The 21676-nt window shown below is 41.7% G+C and carries 13 protein-coding genes; 10 read left to right on the forward strand and 3 right to left on the reverse strand.

What is annotated here, in order from left to right:
- Nucleotides 1–141: 141 nt before the first annotated feature.
- The 10 genes from ACOSV2_RS14510 (at nt 142) to ACOSV2_RS14555 (ending at nt 16331) form a co-directional block, all read left to right on the forward strand.
- Nucleotides 142–1587: a DEAD/DEAH box helicase gene (locus ACOSV2_RS14510; RefSeq protein WP_428975719.1), complete on the forward strand. Its 1446-nt coding sequence runs from the start codon at nt 142–144 to the stop codon at nt 1585–1587.
- 411 nt (nt 1588–1998) lie between these two features.
- Nucleotides 1999–3015: a LacI family DNA-binding transcriptional regulator gene (locus tag ACOSV2_RS14515; RefSeq protein WP_428975720.1), complete on the forward strand. Its 1017-nt coding sequence runs from the start codon at nt 1999–2001 to the stop codon at nt 3013–3015.
- A gap of 144 nt (nt 3016–3159) precedes the next feature.
- Complete coding sequence (locus ACOSV2_RS14520) at nt 3160–5268, forward strand: amylo-alpha-1,6-glucosidase (protein WP_428975721.1); 2109 nt, start codon at nt 3160–3162, stop codon at nt 5266–5268.
- Nucleotides 5269–5324: 56 nt separating this feature from the next.
- Complete coding sequence (locus ACOSV2_RS14525) at nt 5325–6575, forward strand: ABC transporter substrate-binding protein (RefSeq protein ID WP_428975722.1); 1251 nt, start codon at nt 5325–5327, stop codon at nt 6573–6575.
- Between the two features lie 154 nt (nt 6576–6729).
- On the forward strand, nt 6730–7629 hold the full coding sequence (locus ACOSV2_RS14530) for a carbohydrate ABC transporter permease (protein ID WP_113971091.1): 900 nt from the start codon (nt 6730–6732) through the stop codon (nt 7627–7629).
- A gap of 13 nt (nt 7630–7642) precedes the next feature.
- A complete protein-coding gene (locus tag ACOSV2_RS14535) occupies nt 7643–8473 on the forward strand; it encodes a carbohydrate ABC transporter permease (protein WP_428975723.1) in 831 nt (276 codons plus the stop codon).
- Between the two features lie 61 nt (nt 8474–8534).
- A complete protein-coding gene (locus ACOSV2_RS14540) occupies nt 8535–8759 on the forward strand; it encodes a hypothetical protein (protein ID WP_428975724.1) in 225 nt (74 codons plus the stop codon).
- Nucleotides 8760–8914: 155 nt separating this feature from the next.
- The gene (locus ACOSV2_RS14545) at nt 8915–9997 is read left to right on the forward strand and encodes a glycosyltransferase (RefSeq protein ID WP_428975725.1); all 1083 of its coding nucleotides are present in this window, start codon (nt 8915–8917) and stop codon (nt 9995–9997) included.
- Complete coding sequence (locus tag ACOSV2_RS14550; protein ID WP_428975726.1) at nt 9990–11813, forward strand: hypothetical protein; 1824 nt, start codon at nt 9990–9992, stop codon at nt 11811–11813. Before ACOSV2_RS14545 ends, ACOSV2_RS14550 begins: the two co-directional genes overlap by 8 nt.
- Before the next feature lie 207 nt (nt 11814–12020).
- Entirely contained in the window at nt 12021–16331 is a 4311-nt protein-coding gene (locus ACOSV2_RS14555; protein WP_428975727.1) for a bifunctional 2',3'-cyclic-nucleotide 2'-phosphodiesterase/3'-nucleotidase, read from the forward strand.
- A gap of 233 nt (nt 16332–16564) precedes the next feature.
- On the opposite strand, the gene ACOSV2_RS14560 is transcribed toward ACOSV2_RS14555, so the two are convergent.
- The 3 genes from ACOSV2_RS14560 to ACOSV2_RS14570 all read right to left on the reverse strand — a co-directional run bounded on the left by ACOSV2_RS14560 (nt 16565) and on the right by ACOSV2_RS14570 (nt 21627).
- Complete coding sequence (locus tag ACOSV2_RS14560; RefSeq protein WP_428975728.1) at nt 16565–19732, reverse strand: bifunctional cytochrome P450/NADPH--P450 reductase; 3168 nt, start codon at nt 19730–19732, stop codon at nt 16565–16567.
- 76 nt (nt 19733–19808) lie between these two features.
- Nucleotides 19809–20384 carry a TetR/AcrR family transcriptional regulator gene (locus ACOSV2_RS14565; RefSeq protein WP_428975729.1) on the reverse strand — a complete coding sequence of 192 codons (576 nt, stop codon included), beginning with the start codon at nt 20382–20384 and terminating at the stop codon, nt 19809–19811.
- Between the two features lie 250 nt (nt 20385–20634).
- Nucleotides 20635–21627, reverse strand: coding sequence for a LacI family DNA-binding transcriptional regulator (locus ACOSV2_RS14570; protein WP_428975730.1), 993 nt, complete (start codon nt 21625–21627; stop codon nt 20635–20637).
- Nucleotides 21628–21676: the final 49 nt, after the last annotated feature.

Genomic DNA, 21676 nt, shown 5'->3' on the forward strand with positions numbered 1-21676 from the left:
GGTTAGGTAAAGCATAACACACTATTGATGGAATACCTAAAGATATTTGAAAAGAATTTGCAAGGGGTATTTTTCCATTGAATAGAATCGCCACTTTCCTATGAGAATAAGACTAAATGAAAGAATAAATGAGGTATTGAAATGAGTATAGAACAATTTAAGGATTATAAGCTTAGTGATGATATTGTAAGGGCACTATCCGATTTAGGCTATCAATCTCCAACCGAGGTTCAGTCCAAGGTGCTCCCATTGGCCCTAGAGAAGAAGGATCTTGTTGTGCGTTCCCAAACAGGAAGCGGTAAGACAGCCTCTTTCGGGATTCCTATTTGTGAAATGGTAGAATGGGAAGAGAATAAGCCTCAAGCACTTGTCCTGACGCCAACCCGAGAACTCGCGGTTCAAGTAAAAGAAGACATCACGAACATCGGGAGATATAAGCGAATCAAAGCGGCTGCAGTGTACGGAAAATCTCCTTTTCATAGACAAAAGCTAGAGCTTAAGCAGAAAAATCATGTCGTAGTCGGCACCCCGGGACGTGTACTCGATCATATTGAAAAAGGGACTTTCCCACTGGAAAAGCTTGCGTACCTTGTGATCGACGAAGCAGATGAGATGCTGAACATGGGGTTTATCGAACAGGTGGAAGCGATTATTCAGGAGCTGCCAACAGACCGGGTTACGTTGACATTCTCTGCTACCTTACCAGAGGATGTCGAAGCACTCTGCCATAAATATATGAAGAAACCTGTTCATATTGAAATCAAGGCAAAGGGCATTACGACAGATAAAATCGATCACTCTTTAATCGAAGTGAGAGAAGAAGATAAGCTGGCTCTTCTGAGAAACGTCACAACCGTTGAGAATCCAGATAGCTGCATTATTTTTTGCCGAACAAAAGAAAATGTGGATACATTGTGTGAAGAGTTGGACCGCTCAGGGTACCCTGTGGATAAAATCCATGGCGGTATGATTCAGGAAGCCCGTTTTGAAGTGATAGACGATTTTAAAAGAGGGGAATTCAGGTATCTCATCGCTACCGATGTGGCGGCGCGTGGAATCGATATCGAAAATATTACCCACGTCATCAATTATGATATCCCCATGGAGAAAGAAAGCTATGTTCACCGTACGGGGAGAACAGGCCGCGCTGGTCTAACAGGAAAAGCGATCACCTTCTGGACGCCGTATGAAGATAAATTCCTTGCCGAGATTGAAGACTATATCGGATTTACGATTCCAAAGCTGCAGCCGCCGTCACAAGACACAGTGGCAAAAGCAAAGACGGATTTCGAACGAAAATTAGACACCGAACCTGATTTTAAATCAGACAAGAGTGAGCAGTTAAACAGAGACATCATGAAGCTCTACTTCAATGGCGGAAAGAAAAAGAAAATCAGGGCTGTCGATTTCGTCGGAACCATCGCAAAAATCGATGGAGTCTCCGCAGACGACATCGGTATCATAACCATTCAGGAAAACCTTTCGTATGTGGAAATTTTGAATGGTAAAGGGTCACTGGTATTGCATGCGATGAAGAAAACCACGGTCAAAGGTAAGATGCTGAAGGTTCATGAAGCGAGAAAATAAATATTGGTGTGCCTTCTCTAAAGAGGAGGCCACGACATGCAGCGAATATAGTGACATTCGCTGTTTTTTTTATGTTCCGGTACTTAATTAATGGTGAATCAGAAAAAAAGGTGAGGGGATAGTCCTTTGGGTGTTAGAAGAGGGGGCATTCTTTAAGGAGGACTGATATATCAGCGATATTTTTAATATAACGGCGAAATCCAGGATTTAACGGCGAAATTTCAAATTTAACCGCGAACGAAGCATTGGAAAGAGGAGAGAGTACCAAGGACCAACCAGCTATAAGTGGGACACGGTGCCTGACCCCACGTCCCACAAAAACAACGTTATAGAAAAATAATGTTGTAATCGTTTTCAAGCTGTTGTATTATTCAGTTAAAGGAAATCCGAAACGTTTTGGGAGATGTGCAAGTGACTACAATTAAAGATATTGCCAGAGTAGCAGGGGTATCCGTAACGACTGTTTCAAGAGCGTTAAATGGATATTCTGATGTCAACGAAGACACTAGAAGGAAGATTGCAGAAGTTGCGAAGGAGTTAAATTATAGTCCGAATTCAATTGCCCGAAGTCTGGTCATGAAGAAGTCAAAGACGATTGGTTTACTCGTTTCGGGATTTACGAAGGAAAGTGTGAAAGATAATTTCATCGTGGAAGTGCTGGCAGGGATTAATGAATTTGTTTCAGGTGCTGACTACGATCTTGTATTATTCAACACCAATTCCTCAAAGCAGCGTGAAAAGACGTATACTCAACTTTGCAGAGAAAGAAGAGTGGACGGGGTCATTATCCAGGGGATTCGAACCGATGATCCTTATTTACATGAAGTCGTCGAAAGTGATATTCCTTGCGTATTAATTGATATTCCCCTTGAGTCCGGGAATGTGAGTCATGTGACGACGGATAATGTATTAGGAGCTGAAAAAGCCGTTCAACATTTACTCGACAATGGACACAAGAACATTGGGATGATTAATGGACATGAGTTTGCGTTTGTTAGTCAGCAGAGATTGGAAGGGTATAAAAATGCTTTGCAAGGAGCACAGGTGGAACTCAATAACAATTACGTCGTAAATGGAGAGTTCACAGAAGAAAGTGGAAAGAAAGCGGCTAATACATTATTAACCTCACACCCTGAAATAACAGCTATATTTTGCGCAAGTGATTTAATGGCCATCGGTGCGATGAGTGCAGCGAAAGAGTTGAAGTTACAGGTGCCGGAAAAGCTTTCGGTTGTAGGATATGATGATATTTTGTTAGCTTCATATGTTAGTCCAAAGCTGACAACCATCCAACAAAATAAGTTTCAGCTCGGGTATGAAGGGGCAAGGTTATTGCTGGATTTGTTATCAAATCAGTCCAAGACTCATCGAATGGTGTTGGAGACAAAGTTAATCAAAAGAGAAAGTACGAATCATATAAATAAATAAACGTTGGTGAAAATCTAAAAGCCAACTTTTATTTAGGGGATAATCCGAAACGTTTTGGAATATTTTTTACCTTATTTCCAAAACGTTTCGGGAGACAGCGAAATTATTCACAAACAATAGCGTTTGAAAGTAGGAGGAACCAATATGAACTACAGAGTGATTAAAGAAAACAACTTATTTCTTCTTACAGATGAGCAGGGAGATATCGTTTCAGATCATAGTTATGGACTTGGTTTATACAAGAATGACACGAGGTACCTTAGCAAGTTGAATGTAAAAATAAATAATGAAAAACCGATTCTATTACATTCGGATGGATCCGAAAACTATATGTCTACGATTCTATCGACGAACCCCCACCAAGAGAAGGAGGGAAATCTTATTCTCTGGAGGGAATCAGTAGAAATCGAACGTAAGCGCTTTATTTATGATGATGTGTTATATGAAACGATTACGACGAAAAACTATTACCCAAAGCCGGTCTCGTTTGAGTTGAATATAGAAGTCGATGTGGACTTTAACGATATGTTCATCGTACGCGGGTTCCAAACTGGAAACACAGGAAAGAAAACAGGTCAGAAAGCGGAAGATCAGTCCCTCTCCTTCCGATATGAAGGAGCAGATGATATCAAACGTGCCACGAAGATTCAGTGGGATGCCAAAGCGAAAAACGTTAAGGAAACTGGGGAGATTACTTTCCAGGTTGAGCTTCAGCACGAGGAAGAACAATCCATTACATTTATGATTGTGCCACTGGAAAATGTAGAAACAAGAGATGACATTTTACCTGTCGAAGAGGCTCTTCAAAAATTAAAAGTTTCTTATAAAGAGTGGTCCGCTCAGTTAACGAAGGTAGAAACGGATTACCAGCCACTTCAACGCCTGGTGGACAGAGGATTATCAGATCTTCGTGTACTACTGACGGACACTGGGTACGGAAAGTTTCCTGTAGCAGGTCTGCCTTGGTTCGGGGTACCGTTTGGGAGAGACAGTCTGATTGCGGCCCTCCAGATGATTGCGTTCCAACCCGAGGTTGCAAAAGGCACCCTGTTCACGATGGCCAGTGAGCAAGGGACGAAGGTTGATCCTTGGAGAGACGAACAGCCAGGAAAGATCATGCATGAAATTCGCTACGGAGAGCTTGCGAATACGGACCAAATTCCGTTCACGCCTTATTACGGAACGATTGATGCAACACCGTTATTCCTTGTTCTTTTAACAGAGTATGTGAAATGGACGGGTGACTTCGATACATTCCATAAGCTGGAAGGCAATGTGAAGAGAGCGCTTGAATGGATCGATCAATATGGAGATCGTGATGGAGATTTATTCGTAGAGTACCATCAGGAATCATCCAAGGGAATCGCCAACCAAGGCTGGAAAGATTCGGGGGACTCCATCGTTCATCGAAATGGGGACTACGCGGATACACCGATTGCTTTAGTGGAGGTTCAAGGCTATGTGTACCAGGCGAAACTTGGATTGGCTGCTGTTTATGAAGCACTTGAGAATAATGAAACGGCCTCTAGATTAAAAGCAGAAGCGAAAAATCTGCAAGAAAGGTTTGAACAGGAGTTTTGGATGAATGACCTGGAATTCTACGCCATCGCCCTTGATCAAAACAAGGAAAAGGTTGGGACGATCACATCCAATCCAGGACATGTTTTATATTCAGAAATGATGTCAGGGAATCGCGCTGAAAAAGTAAGTCAAACGTTAACGAATGACAAAATGTTTTCAGGATACGGAATTCGTACCATGGGGAAAGGCGAGGCTGGTTACAACCCGATGAGCTATCACGATGGAAGCATCTGGCCACACGATAACAGCATGACTCTGCTGGGGTTAAGTAAATTAGGATTTACCGAAGAAGCGAAAAAGGTGATGAGTGGACTGATTGATGCATCCCGCCACTTCGAGTATGACCGTTTGCCGGAATTGTTCTGTGGATATGAGTCAACGATCGGGAAGGCTGTAAAGTATCCGGTCGCATGTTCTCCACAAGCATGGGCAGCGGGGACACCACTTGTCTTTATACAATCCCTGCTAGGTTTATTCCCAAACAGTCTTACAAAAGAAATCCATCTCAATCCGATGTTAATTGATGAAATGAGCATATTGACGGTGCACGATATTACGATTGGTGATGGAGTACTGTCTCTATCCTTAACCCGAAAAGGAGACAAAGTAGAAACCACCATTTTAGAAAACTCAACAGGCTACGACATTGTGAAGGAAAAGCAGACGGTGTAATCACATCCAGGAATAACAATCCTATTTTAAATAAATCAAAAAAAGGGGTTATGAAAATGGCGAAGAAGAAATGGATCGCGAGTCTAGGTATTACGACGATGTTAGTGGGAACGGCTTTGGCAGGATGCAGTGGATCAGATGAAAAGACGAGTTCAAATGGAGCAGATGGTGAGAAGGTCGAAATTACTTTAGCCGGCTGGGGAGGAAATCCTTCTGAACAAAAGCTTTTGACTCAAACGATTGCTGACTTTGAAGAAAAGCATCCGAATATTGACGTAAAGCACGAAGTCATTTCTGAGCAGTATATGGACGTATTGAAAACACGTTTGATTGGTGGGGAAGGTCCTGACGTTTTCTATTTGGATGCACTGGAAGCACCTGCCCTGATTGAAACGGGGGTTGTGGAGCCGCTGGATGATTACGTAACCGAAGATTTCGATGTGAAAGATTTCGAGAAACCTATGCTTGAAGCGTTCCAAGTTGATGGAAAGACATATGGTTTTCCGAAAGACTATTCGACTCTAGCCTTATTCTACAATAAAAAGATGTTTGAAGAAGCAGGAGTGGAAGTTCCGAAAACATGGGATGAACTCCGTGAAGTATCAAAAGCGCTGACGAAAGACGGTGTATATGGATTTGGCGTGGCGCCAGAACTCGCCCGTCTTTATCACATTGCTCAGTCAACCGGCGGGGAAGTCGTGAAGGATGATCAGGCAAACTTTGCATCAGACAAAGTGGTCGATGCCCTTCAGCCGATCATCGACCAGCATAACGAAGACAAAACCTCTGCTCAGGCATCAGAAGTGGGAGCGAACTGGGGAGGAGAAATGTTCGGTCAAGGGAAAGCTGCCATGGTCATCGAAGGGAACTGGGCAATCCCATTCTTAGCGGATACGTTCCCTGATGTAGAATACGGAACAGCTGAATTACCGACCATTAATGGAGAAAAAGCAACAATGGCCTACACGGTTGGATATGTGATGAATGCGGCATCGGAAAAGAAGGAAGCGTCATGGGAGCTGATCTCGTATCTGACTGGTAAAGAAGGAATGGAAACATGGACGTCCAAAGGGTTTGCCCTTCCTACACGTAAGTCAGTAGCGGAAAAATTAGGGTATGACAAGGATGAATTACGCGGAGCACTGGTAGCCGGAGCACCATATGCAACGGTTTGGGCAGAAGGAAAGAACCTGCCGATCATCATGAATAACTTCAACAATCAATTTATCGCTGCCTTCCTGGGAGACAGACCTCTGGATGAAGCACTGAAAGAAGCAGAAGAACAAGCGAATAGCGAAATTCAATAATCTTTTTAAAGGTACCTGGCACTCATGAAATGTGTCAGGTACAGCTTTACCATTGACTGTATTCTTTCTTTTGAGGTCTTGGACGCGGACCTGGGCGGAAAGAATACAGGTAATCGCTGAAGATTTTAGAGACAGATAGAAGGTAGGGATAAGAATGAACAAACAATCTTCTAAGAAGAGATTACAGGATGCAGGACAAGGATACTTATTTATGTCTCCCACGCTATTTGTATTAGCGGTGTTTATTATTGGACCGATTCTTTATGCCATCTTTTTATCCTTTCATAAGGTTCAACTCCTGGGGGATATGAGCTTTGAATTTGTTGCATTTGAAAACTTTGCGAGGATCATGGAAGACAACCGGGCCATCATCGCATTGAAAAACACGGCAAAGTACGTACTGATTGTGGTACCGACACAAACCTTTCTGGCATTGGTTCTGGCTGCAACGTTAAACGCAGGATTAAAGGGTGAGAAGCTTTTCAGGATTGTCTATTTCTTACCGACCTTAACGTCTTCAGCCGTATTAACGCTGATCTTTATGTGGATGTATAACAAAGAAGGGCTGATCAACAACCTTTTGGGAAAAGTGGGATTGCCGACGTATAATTTCTTAGGTGATCCTGACATTGCCTTGAATGCGATTATGTTGATGAACATCTGGGCCACGGCACCGTTTTTCATGGTCATCTACCTTGCAGCCCTTCAGGATATTCCAGACTCGTTATACGAAGCGGCTGAACTGGACGGAGCGAACGCAATCCAGAAGTTCTTCTATGTGACAGTTCCGTTTCTCAGACCGGTGACATCCTTCGTCGTGATCATGGGGGTCATCGGAACGTTCCAGCTGTTTGATCAATCGTATATTTTCTCAGGTGGATCCGGTGGACCGAATAACTCGACATTAACAGTGGTCCTCTTAATCTATCAATATGCCTTTAAATCATTGGGGACCATGGGATATGCAGCCGCACTTGCCTTCGCGCTTGCTCTGATCATCCTGGTGGCGACACTGATTCAACGTAAATTCTCTAAAGAAGAATCACTCTATTAAGGAGGATGGAAGCATGAATTCGAAGAAAAAGACGTTCAGTAAGCGTCTTCTATACATTGTCCTGATAGGCTATGCGATCACAACTCTGATTCCATTCTTATGGGCACTCTCCTCTTCTTTTAAAACATTAGAAGAAATCATTAGTGGAACGATGAATTTCATACCCAAGAATTTCACTTTGGATAATTATAAACAGATTTTCATTGAGCAGGAGCTATTTCCGAGATGGTTATTCAATAGTTTATTCATCGCAATAATTGGGACAGCATTGAATATCATCTTTAACTCCATGTCTGGATACGCCTTGGCACGCTTAAGCTTTCCCGGGAAAAAGGCATTATTCATCATGGTCCTGGCTGTCCTTATGATTCCTGCGCAAGTCACGATGATCCCAAACTATTTAATTCTAAAAGAAATCGGCTGGCTTAACTCGTATCAAGGGATGATCGTACCTGCCATGATCAATGCAACCTTCATCTTCATGATGAGACAGTTCTTCATCAATTTCCCGAAAGAACTGGAAGAAGCCGCTCAAATCGATGGTCTCAGTCGTTTCGGAATCTTCTTCAAGGTGGTATTACCATTAGCAAAACCAGCCTTGGCCGCACAAGCAATTTTTGTCTTCATGGGATTCTGGAACAACTTCATGACCCCATTGATTGTCATGACCGATACAGAAATGTATACACTGCCATTAGGGTTAAACACCTTTAAAGGCCAATACGTCAGCTACTGGAACTACATCATGGCGGCATCCATGGTCTTTACACTGCCGGTACTCCTTTTGTATGCATTCTTTAATCGCTACTTTATTAAAGGAATATCATTTACAGGCGGGAAATAGTGAAGGGAGGGCTTCTCTTTTAAGGGAGCTCTCTTTTTATTGAATCATAGGAGTGAAGGGTATGGAAAACATAGAGGGGGAAGCAGGAATCTTTATGGGTTTGCTGTCTTTTTTGGCTGATTTGGTTGTTGTTTATGGTGTTGGGAGTCACATGCGTGTGGTGTATGGTTCATTTTGTCGTCAGGGATGGATTTATCAGCGAAATAATGATTTTATCAGCGATACTTTCAATATATCAGCGAAATTCGGATTATATCAGGAGAATATCAAATTTATCAGCGAATGACGGTAGACAAGAATGTGGGCTATACCTTATGTGGGACAGCCCGTCCCCTCGTCCCGCTCAATCGTATATTTTTTGTAAAAATATTGCTATTTCATTGAATTTTGCAGTTGATTTAGATATAGTGGGGTAGATTGAAATTTTTGGGAGGAGATACAATGAAATCCATACATGATATTGCCATCATCATTCCTGCCTATAACCCAGATGAAAAATTGACTACTTTAGTGAATGAAATCATTTCAGCTCAATTTTCACGAGTTATTATTGTAAATGATGGAAGTAAAAAAGAGTGTTCCGGAATTTTTGAAGAGTTAGAAGGAATGAAGGAATGTGTGGTGCTGCACCATAGTGTGAATCAAGGGAAAGGTCGGGCACTGAAAACGGCTTTTACATATTTTAATGAGAATTATAACGACTCAATGGGCCTCATTACGATTGATTCCGATGGTCAACATACATTGGAAGATATGAAGAAAGTAGCAGCTAAATTAATGGAAAGTCCGACTAGTCTAGTACTGGGCTCAAGGAATTTTTCAGAAGAAAATATTCCGTTTAGAAGCCGATTCGGGAATAATCTTACAAAGGTAGTTGTGAAATTTGCCAGCGGTATCAAGGTCTCGGATACGCAAACTGGATTGAGAGCAGTTCCTGCATTGTTTGTAGATGATCTGCTGGAGGTTAAGGGTGAGCGTTATGAATACGAGATGAACATGTTGCTGGAATGTAAGAAAAAGAATATTCAAATAGAAGAAGTTAAGATTAAGACAATTTATATAGAAGAAAATAAATCATCTCACTTCAATCCCATTAAAGATTCTATCAAAATCTATTCGGTGTTCCTCAGGTTTATTGCATCCTCTTTTGCATCATTTGGGATAGACATCGTTTTATTCATGATTTTCTCATTGATGTTAAAAGAAGTGTTACCCGATTCATTTATCATCGTCTCGACAGTGCTTTCAAGGGTTTTATCTTCTTTCATTAATTTTATGATTAATAGAAACGTAGTATTTAAATCCAGTTCATCGAATACGATGGTAAAATATTATGCCCTGAGTATCGTGCAGATGGGGATATCAGCGTTGGGGGTACACTACATTTATACGGCTGTAAGTTCTGGAGAGGTAGTCATTAAGATAATCGTGGATTCTTTGTTGTTCCTGGTAAGTTTTGTGATTCAAAGAGAATGGGTTTTTAAAAATGAAGTTGGTCGTCGTGAGTTGTTGAATAATGAGTAACAGCATTGTTTCATTTTTATTATTATTCGCCTCCTTAAGCGGATGGGGACTTCTCTCTTTTAATAGAATAAAAGTGCATATCGCTTTTATTCCTATCTTTATCTTTTCATCCATTACTACAGTTGTGTTTTGTGCAGGTTTAATTAATATTATGCCTCTAGTAGTAAATATTATTTACTACTCGGGGCTTATTCTTTTTGTTATTTACCTTTTTCTTTTTTTTAGAAGGAAACAACCATTAAAGCCGATGCTTCATCCTAGTATCATTGTATTTGCCCTGTCAATACTTGCTATGATGATTTATTTGAAGGGGCTGATATTGACCCACTATGATAATTTCAGTCACTGGGGGTTAATTGTGAAGGAAATGTCACTGATCAATGGCTTACCTGACAGTTCGACGATTGTGACGTTTCAAAACTATCCTCCTGGCAGTGCAGTGTTTATTTATTTCTTCTCAGAAGTATTAGGGAAACATGAAAGTTATGCATTAATGGCACAAGCCTTTTTAGCTATCTCTTGCGTCGTGACAATGTACTTTTTTAGTAAATGGAAGCGACCTGAAGTAATTCTTTTAACGATGGCGGCAGGTATTTCTCTATTGCTTGTCAATTGGGGAAGTTTCTATAACCTTTTAGTGGATATCGTATTAGGATTGGTTGCTTTCTCCTCGGTTAATGTAGCGTATTATTATAGAGATGATTGGAAGAGGCAGCTGATTGTGAATACACCAATCTTGATTCTTCTTATACTTCTAAAAGATAGCGGGAAAATCTTTCTGGCATTCAATGTCATTCTTATTCTAAGCTTTATCTATTCCTATTATTTACATAAGAAACGATTTACAAAAAATGTAAGGAAGGTTGTGTATAATGCTTTATTGTGGTTGATTGGGATTCCAATATTCCTGAATTATTTATGGTTGAAATACACCATTAAAGCTTACCAAACGGGTTATGGTGCAAACAAATTTGCAGTAACACCGGGTAAGGTCGCGAATAATGAAAAGTCTTCAGAATTTATGGATTATATTGGCCCACAGTTATGGAAGGCCTCTACAAATTTAGAATCGAATAATTTTAAAGCTATCGTTATTGTAAATATAATAGCCGTCATCCTATTGGTATTGATGTATATAGTCAAAAGAAAAATATCCAAGCTTTTGGTTTTCTCCATATTAATTTCAAATGGTTTTTACGTTCTCTACATGTTCTCTCTCTATTTCATGTATGTGTATTTAATGCCGGAATTTGAGGCAGCAAGAATTGCAGGGTTTGGCAGATATCAATCAACGATTATTATCTATATCATTGGTATATTAATGACTGCTGTCATTCATGAGTGGAGCCATTATATAAACAATAAGCCTATTTCGAAAATGATTACTCTGTTTCTGCTGGGGAGTCTATTCATATATCCATTTAGTGGGAATGTTAAAGTGGTTGCAGAAAAACCGGAAACGATTTCCTCAATCAGATGGGAAGCGAAAAACAAATTTAGCAAGATTGCCTCAACGGGAGCCATTGATCCAGAGGTGACTTACTATAGCCCAAAGAGTAAAGATGATAGAGGATATTTGAAATATATCGTTTCATATGAACAGCTATCTATGAACTATTCGATCACGAACGGTTTAAGTTCTGAGGAAGAAAAAGAAAAGTTCTTTACAAGCCTCAAGAAATCAGACTTCTTAGTCGTATTGGACTCTGATAAAGCGATTAATGAATGGCTATTAAAATATATAGACGTGGATAATCCTGAAGGAGTTTATAAAGTTCTGTACGAAGATGATGAGTGGACACTTACTCCTATTTGATAAAGAAGACTATGATCCTTTTATAGGTTCATAGTCTTCTTTTTTTGTTTGAAATTTATTAAATTTTGTAAAAAAATGATAGTAAATGTCAATTTTCGAAGTATAATTGTCTTAGATAATTCAGATTAGAATAAAAAATGAGTCAATTCGACTGTTTAATAGATCTGGGTTGTTCCTTACATATTAATTTTGAGAGGGTTGAATGGTTTGAACAGTGGAGTAAAAAAGAAGTTAAGTAGTATTGCTCTGTCAACTTTAGCTTTAGGTATGATTGCTTCTCCTGCAGGGGGTACCGTTTCGGCAGAAATAGCCCCAACAAATGTTTTATCGAATGATGCTTATGTAAAATTAAAAATAATGGAAACGACCGATGTGCATGGAAGTTTAATGGATCATGACTATTATTCTGATAAACCTGTTGAAAATGGACTTGTTCGCCTTTCAACTCTGATCAAAAAAGAACGTGAAGAAAACCCGAATAATTTATTGTTGGATAATGGTGACCTGCTTCAAGGGAATCCATTTACTGATTTTATCGCTAAGGTTGATCCCTTAACATTTGTGAATCGTTTATCAGGTGATGATCGATATGAAACGGCAGTAGAGGTATCAAAAAAAGGCTGGGCGAAGTCTGATACAGTAGTCATCGCACGTTCTGATAATTTTGCCGATGCGTTAACGGGTGCGCCGTTGGCTTATCACTTGGATGCTCCGATCCTATTGACGGGCACGAAGAGCTTAAATGCTAAGACTAAGGAAGAAATCAAACGTCTTGGTCCGAAAAAAGTGATTATTTTAGGCGGGAAAAATGCCGTTTCTGCAGATGTACAAAGTGAATTAAGCAATATGAAATTATATATTAAGAGAATCCAAGGTTCTGATCGCTATGAGACAGCCTCCATGATTGCAGAGGAAGTTGGCGGAAACACCGACACTGCCATCCTTGCAGATGGATCCAACTATCCAGATGCCATTGCGATTGCCCCATATGCTGCAAAGAACGGGTATCCGATTCTTTTAACAAAAAAGGATAGTGTACCAGGTCCGACAACTGAATCTCTTAAAGGGAAAGACAAGACCATCATTGTAGGTGGACCTGGAGTTATTAGTGAAAAAGTCGAAAAACAACTGAAAAACCCATCGCGGATTTTCGGTCAAAATCGATTTGAAACGTCACTCAAAATTGCTACTGAGTTGGATACAGTAACGGATAAAGTGTTTGTTACAACAGGAAGAAACTTCGTGGATGGATTAACGGGATCAGTTCTCGCAGCCAAGCACGATGCTCCTGTCCTTTTAGTTGAGAAAAATGCCATGACTGATGCTGCCAAGCAATTGGTTGATAGCAAGTACGTATCCATTCTAGGTGGAGAAAATGCCGTATCGGAAGGATTAATCGAAAATGAAACGCATCCGATCTATGAAGCGATGAACTTATTAGATTATGATGCTGCAACTTTAGGAAACCACGAATTCAATTATGGGTTAGACTTCCTGGAAAATAGTATTAAAGGCGCTGACTTCCCATATGTGTCAGGGAACGTGTATAAAGATGATCATGATCAGGACCCGTCAAACGATGAAAACCTTGTAAAACCATATAAAATCGTGGACAAAGAAGTCGTCGACGAAAAAGGGAATAAGCAAACGGTCAAGGTCGGTGTCATTGGTTTCGTAGCTCCTCAAATCATGCAATGGGATAAAGCGAACCTGGAAAGTAAAGTTGTAACGGAGGACGTAGTGGCGTCAGCTGAAAAATGGGTTCCTAAAATGAAGAAGGATGGAGCAGAAGTGGTTGTTGTTCTCTCTCATTCAGGTTTTGACAAAGATAAATCCAATAAAGAAAATACCGTATATCCTCTAAGTGAAGTAGACGGAATCGATGCGATATTATTCGGGCACACTCACCTGTCCTTCCCGGGAGATGCTTCCTACAATTCACTTGAAGGCGTGGATAATAAAAAAGGAACAATCAATGGTGTGGCTGCCGTTCAAGCGAATGTTGATGGAAAAACACTTGGTGTCATAGACTTAACTTTGGAACAGGTTAATGGTAAATGGAAAGTAAAAGATTCTCAATCGGAAGTTATTTCTTCAACAGGGGTAACAGCGGATAAAGAAATGGTTGATGTCTTAAAAGATTCCCATGAAAGCACCATTGAATACATCAATGGTGAAGTGGGTCAAACGGAAGCCCCAATTCACAGCTTCTTTGCACGGGTACAGGATGATCCATCCGTACAAATTGTCAGCAACGCTCAAAAAGAGTATGTAGAAGGTGCGTTAATAGGAACTGAATACGAAGATCTTCCTGTCCTTTCATCTGCAGCACCTTTTAAAGCTGGAAGAAATGGGGCCGGTGAGTACACAAACATTCCTAAAGGAACAGTGACGATTAAAAACGTTTCTGACCTTTACAAGTATCCAAATACGGTTCAAGCGTTACTTTTAACAGGTGCCGAAGTAAAAGAATATATCGAATGGACAACAGGAAACTTTAATCAAATCGATCCAACGAAAACAGAGGAACAATCCCTGATTAATAAGGATTTCCAAGCTTATAACTTTGATACGATCGATGGTGTGACTTATGAAGTGGATGTAACGAAGCCTGCCAAATATGATCAGTCCGGGAACGTGATTAATGCAGGAGAAAGTCGTGTGAAAAACTTAATGTTTAACGGTAAGCCGGTAGAAGAAGATCAGAAGTTTGTTGTGGCTACGAATAACTATCGTGCTTCATTTACTAAGCTTGCGAATCCTGATGGGAAACGAGTGATCTATGTTTCACCAGACGAGAATCGTCAAGTAGTCATGAACTACATTATTAAAAACAAAACGATTAATCCAACTGCAGATAAGAACTGGACGTTTGCACCGATTTCGGGAAATGTTGATGTCACATTTGAGTCTTCTCCAGAAGCAAAAACGTTTGCTCAGCAAACATCGAACATTCATCATGTCGGAGAAGGTACAAATGGATTCCATAAATACAAGATTGATTTTCCAGCAGAAGAGCCATTTGAAGTTCAATTATTAGGCATCAATGATCTTCACGGTCAATTGGACACGTACAACAAAGGTTTGAACGCTGGTGGTATTGAATACTTGGCTGCCCATTTAAAAGAACGTGAAGCAACGAATCCTAACACACTTATGGTGCATGCAGGAGATATCGCCGGGGCAAGTTCACCAGTATCTGCGTTATTACAGGATGAACCAACTATCAAAATGCTAAATGAAATTGGTTTTGATGTAGGAACTGTAGGAAACCATGAGTTTGACGAAGGTGTAGATGAAATGATGCGCCTGATCGACGGTGGAAGACATTCGAAAACCTACTCTAAATATGGGGTATTTGAAGGAGCGAAATTCCCTTATGTAGCGGCAAACGTAGTGGATAGCAAAACGAAAGAACCGATTCTTTCTCCATATGTGGTAAAAGAAGTTAATGGAGTTCCAGTTGGATTTATCGGAATTGCTTTCTCTGATACACCAGGAATTGTCACACCGAGTGGAACAGCGGGAGTAACATTTACTGATGAAGCCGAAGCGATTAACAAATATACAGAAGAACTAAAGGAAAAGGGTGTAGAGGCGATTGTCGTCCTTTCCCATAACCCGGTGAAATCAAACACTGATGGATCCAACCCTACAGAAGAACTGGCTGATATCGCAACAAAAGTAGACGATGAAGTGGATATTATGTTTGGTGGACACAACCATCAATATGCAAATACGATTGTGGATGGAAAGCTTCTTGTTCAATCGTATTCTTATGGTACAGCGTTTTCGGATGTGGATTTCGTGATTGATCCGGCTACCAAGGATATCACGTCGAAAAAAGCGGAAATCGTATCTGCCGTCAGAACCATCACGCCAGATGCCGGGATTAAAGAAATGCTGGATGAATATCTTGCAGATGTTGCACCTATCCTGAATGTGAAAATTGGGAACACAACAAAAGGAATCAGCTGGGATCAAAATCCTGATGGCGAGTCTGCTATGGGTAATCTGATTGCAGATGCTATGAGAAGTCATACAGGAACAGACTTTGCCTTTATGAATCCAGGAGGTATCCGTGCAGAAATCGATGCAGGTGAAATCACATGGAAAGAAGCCTTCACTGTTCAGCCATTCGGTAATGATCTTGTAACGATGGATCTGACTGGACAGCAGGTCTATGAACTATTCGAATCTCAATGGGCGAAAGATCCTAATGCACCAAGGATCTTACAGATTTCCGGATTGAAAGTTTCGTATGATAGCAGTAAACCTGAAGGAAGCAGAATCCAAGCTGTCACAACCGGAGACGATCAACCACTTGACCTGGCCAAAACATACTCAATTACGGTGAACAACTTTATGGCAGGCGGCGGTGACGGATACACGGTTCTATTAGAAGGTAAGAATCAAGTCATTGATATCGTAGATTTAGAATCTTTCGTTTCATACATTAAAGCACAAGGGACAGTAGATCCTGTTGAAGAAGGGCGAATTACGAAGCTTAATAAGTAAAGATTTATTGGATAGCACCGGAATAATCCGGTGCTTTTTTTGTGTGATATTTTTGTAGTGGGGTCATTTGAAGGTTTTGGAGATAAGTAGCGTGATTGGTTGATGTGGATGGGGGAAAGGGAAGTGCCAGGCATCTAAGGAGTAAATAGCACCTCTAAATGATCCGGGGATTTTCTGCAGCCTCAAAAAAAAGCAACGAACCCAACAAAGGTCCGCTGCTTTCCTTTTTTTATTTACGCTCCTGCCCAAACATCCTTGGCAAATCGACCATCTTCTTCTAGTGATCCCAGCCAAGCGGCAGCTTCTTCTCTCGTTGTTTGATAGAGACGCATATAGCTTTCTACTAATGTGTTCTCCACATCAGGGGCCATTTTACCACCGTCACCACAGATGTATAAGCGGCCGCCATCTTTCAGTAAAGGAAGGATGTCTTCAGCGTTTTCCGCCAGTCTGTGTTGGACGTACGTCTTTTCTTTACCAGGGCATCTCGAGAAAGCGGTGTGAAGAGTGACGATTCCATCTTGTTCGGCCTTCTCCAGTTCCTCTTGATATAAGAAATCATGTTCAGGGTTGCGACATCCGAAGTAAAGATGGGCTGCTCCCAGCGTTTCTCCTTTTTCTTTAAGAAGGCGGCGTGCCTGGATAAATCCCCTGAATGGTGCAATTCCGGTTCCGGGTCCGATCATGACGATGGGTGTGTCGGTTTCGTCAGGAAGCTGGAAGTTCGATTGAGGTGTAGAAATGAAGCACGCTACCTTATCGCCTTCGGAACGTTCTGCCAGATAGTTTGATGCAATTCCTTTGTATTCACCATTTCCGCTCCATGCAGCTCCACGAACGACGCTGACCGTGATGCTCGCTTCTCCTTCCTTGTAAAGGGGTGAGCTTGAAATAGAATAGTATCTTGCTTTTAGTGCCGGGAGTAAAAGGAGGAACCCTTCAAACGGAATTTCACAGGCAAGGTACTTTTCCACCAGGTCCAGCATGGTGATCCGTTTACCGAGAATTTCCCTCTTATATGTTCCATCCTCCAATAACTCTTCAAGCTCCATTACATGGGGAGGGCATACCGTGTGAGCAGCCAGTGCACGGATTTGCGAACGGGTGGCGGGTTCTTGGAATTCCACATAATTAGAGAGTAATTCCTTAAGATTCACCGGCTTGTCTGTTGGAAGGTGGACAGCTTTTCCCGTATCTCCGGTAAGTTGTACATAGTCCTCACCGTTCAAGTTGAATCGACTGAGCACTCTCTCAACAAGGGCGCCCGGATTCCGTGGAAGCACCCCAAGATGGTCTCCTTCCTGATAATCAACACGCTCTGGAAGAGTCAACTCAATATGTCTTGTATTCCTTCCGCTTTCCTCGTGCTGCAATTCAATATTTCTACTTACCACCGATGTAAAGGCGTGGTGGGTGCGAGCAAGTGGTGTGTCACTGACATCACTGACAAACTTCATCGTCATCGAGCTACTTTCTTCTCCGTTTTGATGAAGTTCAATGTTCAATTCTTTCGCCAGGTTTGGCCAAAGTGCTTCCGACCATTTCTCGTAATCTCCTTCAAAATCGTCACTTGCATCTCCATGCCCGATTTTCGACAGACGCTGAGCCCCTTTTTGTTCAAGCTGCTCATCAATGAAGGTAGGGATGCGTTGGTAAGTAGTCGCCCAGTTGTGATCGCCACATCCGAATACCGCATAGCGAACATCGTTCAGTGTGCCTTCCTCCGTTTCTTTGAGCCACGAAACGAATGTGTCCGCATTGTCCGGAGGATTTCCGTTATAGGAAGCAGAGATAATGAGAACCGCTCCTTCAGTCGGAAGCCCACCCGTATAATCATTTAAAGGAGCAACCTCGGTCATGAAGCCTTGTTGACGGCCTGTTTCAGCAAGGTCGCGGGCGATTCCTTCAGCTGTCCCCATGTTTGATCCAAACAGAATATAGAGTGGTGTACCATGAGATGGCTTGATAGAAGCGTGTGCTTCTCTTTCTTCAGATTTCACTTCTACAGAAGCGGCAGTCGTAAAGGACATATCCGGTTTCCGCGGTGAGACGCGCATCTTGAAATCATCCGGCTTGAGTGTCAATGTTTCTTTAACATCCAATTGATAGTCACTATGATCAATCAGGTCAAAGTGCTGCAAAACCATGCCAAGAACAAGAGTCGCTTCGTGAAGGGAAAACTGCTGTCCGATGCAGGCGCGTTGTCCGTTTCCGAAAGGTTTATATGCGTGATAAGGGATCGAAGACGGGTCCTCAAAACGCTCTGGTCTAAACGATTCCACGTCATCTCCCCAAACGGATGAATCACGGTGAAGCTCAGGAATGATAAGGGTGAATACATCATCTTTTTTAATTTTGTATTTCCCGTTCAGTGTCGTGTCTTCCTTTGCGTATACGGAAAATGCCGGTGCTGTGGGCCATAGACGAAGAGCTTCATTAAGCACCATACGAACATATTTCAATTTCTTGACCTGTTTATAATCTGGAACGTCATCACCCAGCACGTCATCCACTTCTTGCTGTGCTTTCTTCAATTTTTCCGGATTATTCATGAGATAGTAGATGGCAAAGGACAGTAGACCACTCGTTGTTTCGTGTCCTGCAATTAAGAAAGTAATGATTTGAAAACGTATGTTTTCATCATCCAAGGCTTCACCCGTTTCCGGATCGACCCCTTTCAACATATGAGAGAGCAGGTCATCCTCGCCCTGGTCCCCATTTTGTTTCCGTTCGGCAATCAATTCATCCACCAGGTTGAACATGTATTGAATGTCTTCCTTGAATTGTTTTTTAGATATAACCATCAATTTATCTTGAACACCAAGTCGCTGCGTTTGATTCATGGCTTCGTCCATCGCCCGAACCATACTGTCGACAAATGGATGGGAGTTTTCCCGGTAAAAGCTATTAAAGCGGTAATTAAATCCGCAGAGTCCGATCGTATCCAAGGTTAAGCGAGTCATATCTTCAGGAACATCGATTTCATCAGCCGGATTTAAGCGGGCCCACTTCTGAATAAGTTGGGTGGCGAGATCGACCATTTTAGCATGGTAGCCTTTCATTGCCTGCTGGCTGAAGCTTGGAAGCAGGATATTATGCGCCTTTTTCCAATTGTTTTCCGTCGTTTCGCTTGTGAAAAGGCCGTCGCCGCCAAATGCTCTTACTTTTTGCAGGGCAGGACCGACTTTCTTATCAAAGCGTGTTTCGTCACAAATTTCTTCAGCAAGGGAGGCACTTGATACAAACGTACTGATACGCCCTGGAAATTGAAACTGAAAGATCGGGCCAAGCTCTCTTGCAAGCTTCATATAGGATTGAAGGGGTTTATCTTTATCAATGACCGGCAAACTGCCAAGGGGTCCATACGTCTTTGGCTGCGGTAGTTGGTTTGAGTTTGTCATTTAGTAGCACCTCTTATTAAGAATTATAACGGAATGAACGTTCATTCCGTTTGGTCTATGAGAAACCATTTGTTTCTCATACATGTAACCGTACAGCGTCCCACATACTTTCTTCCACATCTTCCAATAGTTCTTCTTCCGGTTCAAGCTCCCCGATGCGAACCAATCGTTGAAGCTCAAGAAACGCTCCGTAAACGATGGCAATCAAAGCGGAGGAAGGAAGCTCCTTGATTTCTTTTTTCTCTTTTCCTGAATCAAAGAAATTCTTTAGGATTTCCAGGAGTCCTTGAAAGCTGTCATGACTTGCTTTGTCTAAAAAGTGAGCACTGCTATGTGTCTTTATAAAATAAAGTGCTTGGCTTTGCTTTGTTGTAAATAGAATCATGGCTTTAAATATATGATGAAATTGATCGCGAATAGTTTCATCATAAGGGAAATCATTTTCAAGAGTTTCTGTAAATATCCCTACATACTCCTGAAAGAGCGTGTTGCCAAGCACTTCTTTATTTTCAAAGTAACGATAAATGGTACCGGCTCCGACTCCTGCCGATGTCGCAATCATCGGAATCGTAGTCGCATCATATCCACGCTCAGCAAAGAGTACCAACGCGCTAGATATAATGCTGTCTCGTTTATTAACTGCAGTTGCCATAAAGATTCAGCCTTTCGTGTGTTAAATACGGAATGAATATTCATTCCACTCCATTGTATACCCAGTAAAATACCATCTCAATCACACAATGTACCCAATATTTGTGAAGGTTTTGTTAACGGATGTGGAGGAGGTTCAGTAAGAGTGGAAGTGTTAATTGCAATAAGAGGGATGCGTAAGCTTTTAGAGGTGTTTGGCGAAGGGGACGAAAAAAAGCAAACCCATCTTCACGGGTTTGCTTCTCTCAAGTCTACTTATTGTCCTTCACCGATCTCCGTTCCACCAATTCAGTCGTCAACTTATAATAAGGATCCACTTCCTCTTTAGCAAGCTTCTGAAAGATCAGATGAACAGCGAGTGCGCCGGCTTCGTATTTCGGCTGCCTCATGGTGGTCAGTGGGGGAGATACGTACTCTGCCAGTTGAATATCATCGAATCCGATAATGGAGATATCTTCGGGTACCCGGATATTTTTTTCTGATAGTGCTTGTAACCCGCCGATGGCCATTTCATCGTTGGCGTAAAAGATTGCCTGGGGGATATCTTGTTGGGCAATGAGCATTTTCGTTGCTTTATATCCGCCTTCACGTGTGAATCCGCCTGATGTTTTCCATTTAGAGCGATAAGGAATATCATGTTTCTCCAAGGCTTGCTTAAAGCCCTGGAAGCGGAGTTCATTGTCATGGGAGTTATAAGGTCCGCTAATATAAGCAATATTCCGGTGACCTTTCTTAATCAGATGCTCCGTAGCCTGAAATCCACCTTCGACATTATCGACTTCCACCTGGAGAACATAGTCATGTTTAATATCCCGGTCCAGCACGACGATAGGGAATCCTTCGCGAGTGGATTCCAATATCGTTTCGTCCGTGATGTTATGGGCCAGGATGATGACCCCGTCGACTCGTTTTTCTTTCAAAAATTTAATGGCCGTAGATTGGGGACCGCCAATTGAACTGCAGGCTATGAGATCATACCCGTTCGTAGAGGTCACATCCTGGACGCCTTTAATTAATTCAGAATAATACGGACCTGATAAATCGCTAAGAATCAAGGCGATGGTATTCGTGTTGGTCCGTTTTAAATCGGATGCGAGTCCGTTCTTTTGGTAGTTCAATTGCTTTGCTGCATCCAATACTTTCTTTCTTGTTTCTTCGCTTACCTTGGTGCTGTTATTTAAAGCGTAGGAGGCCGTTGAAACGGCTACTCCTGAAAGCTTTGCTACATCTTTGATTGTTGCCATTTATTCACATCCTATGATTGCTATATGAATAGCGGTTGTTCATCTCTGT

The sequence above is a fragment of the Rossellomorea sp. DUT-2 genome (assembly GCF_052665285.1).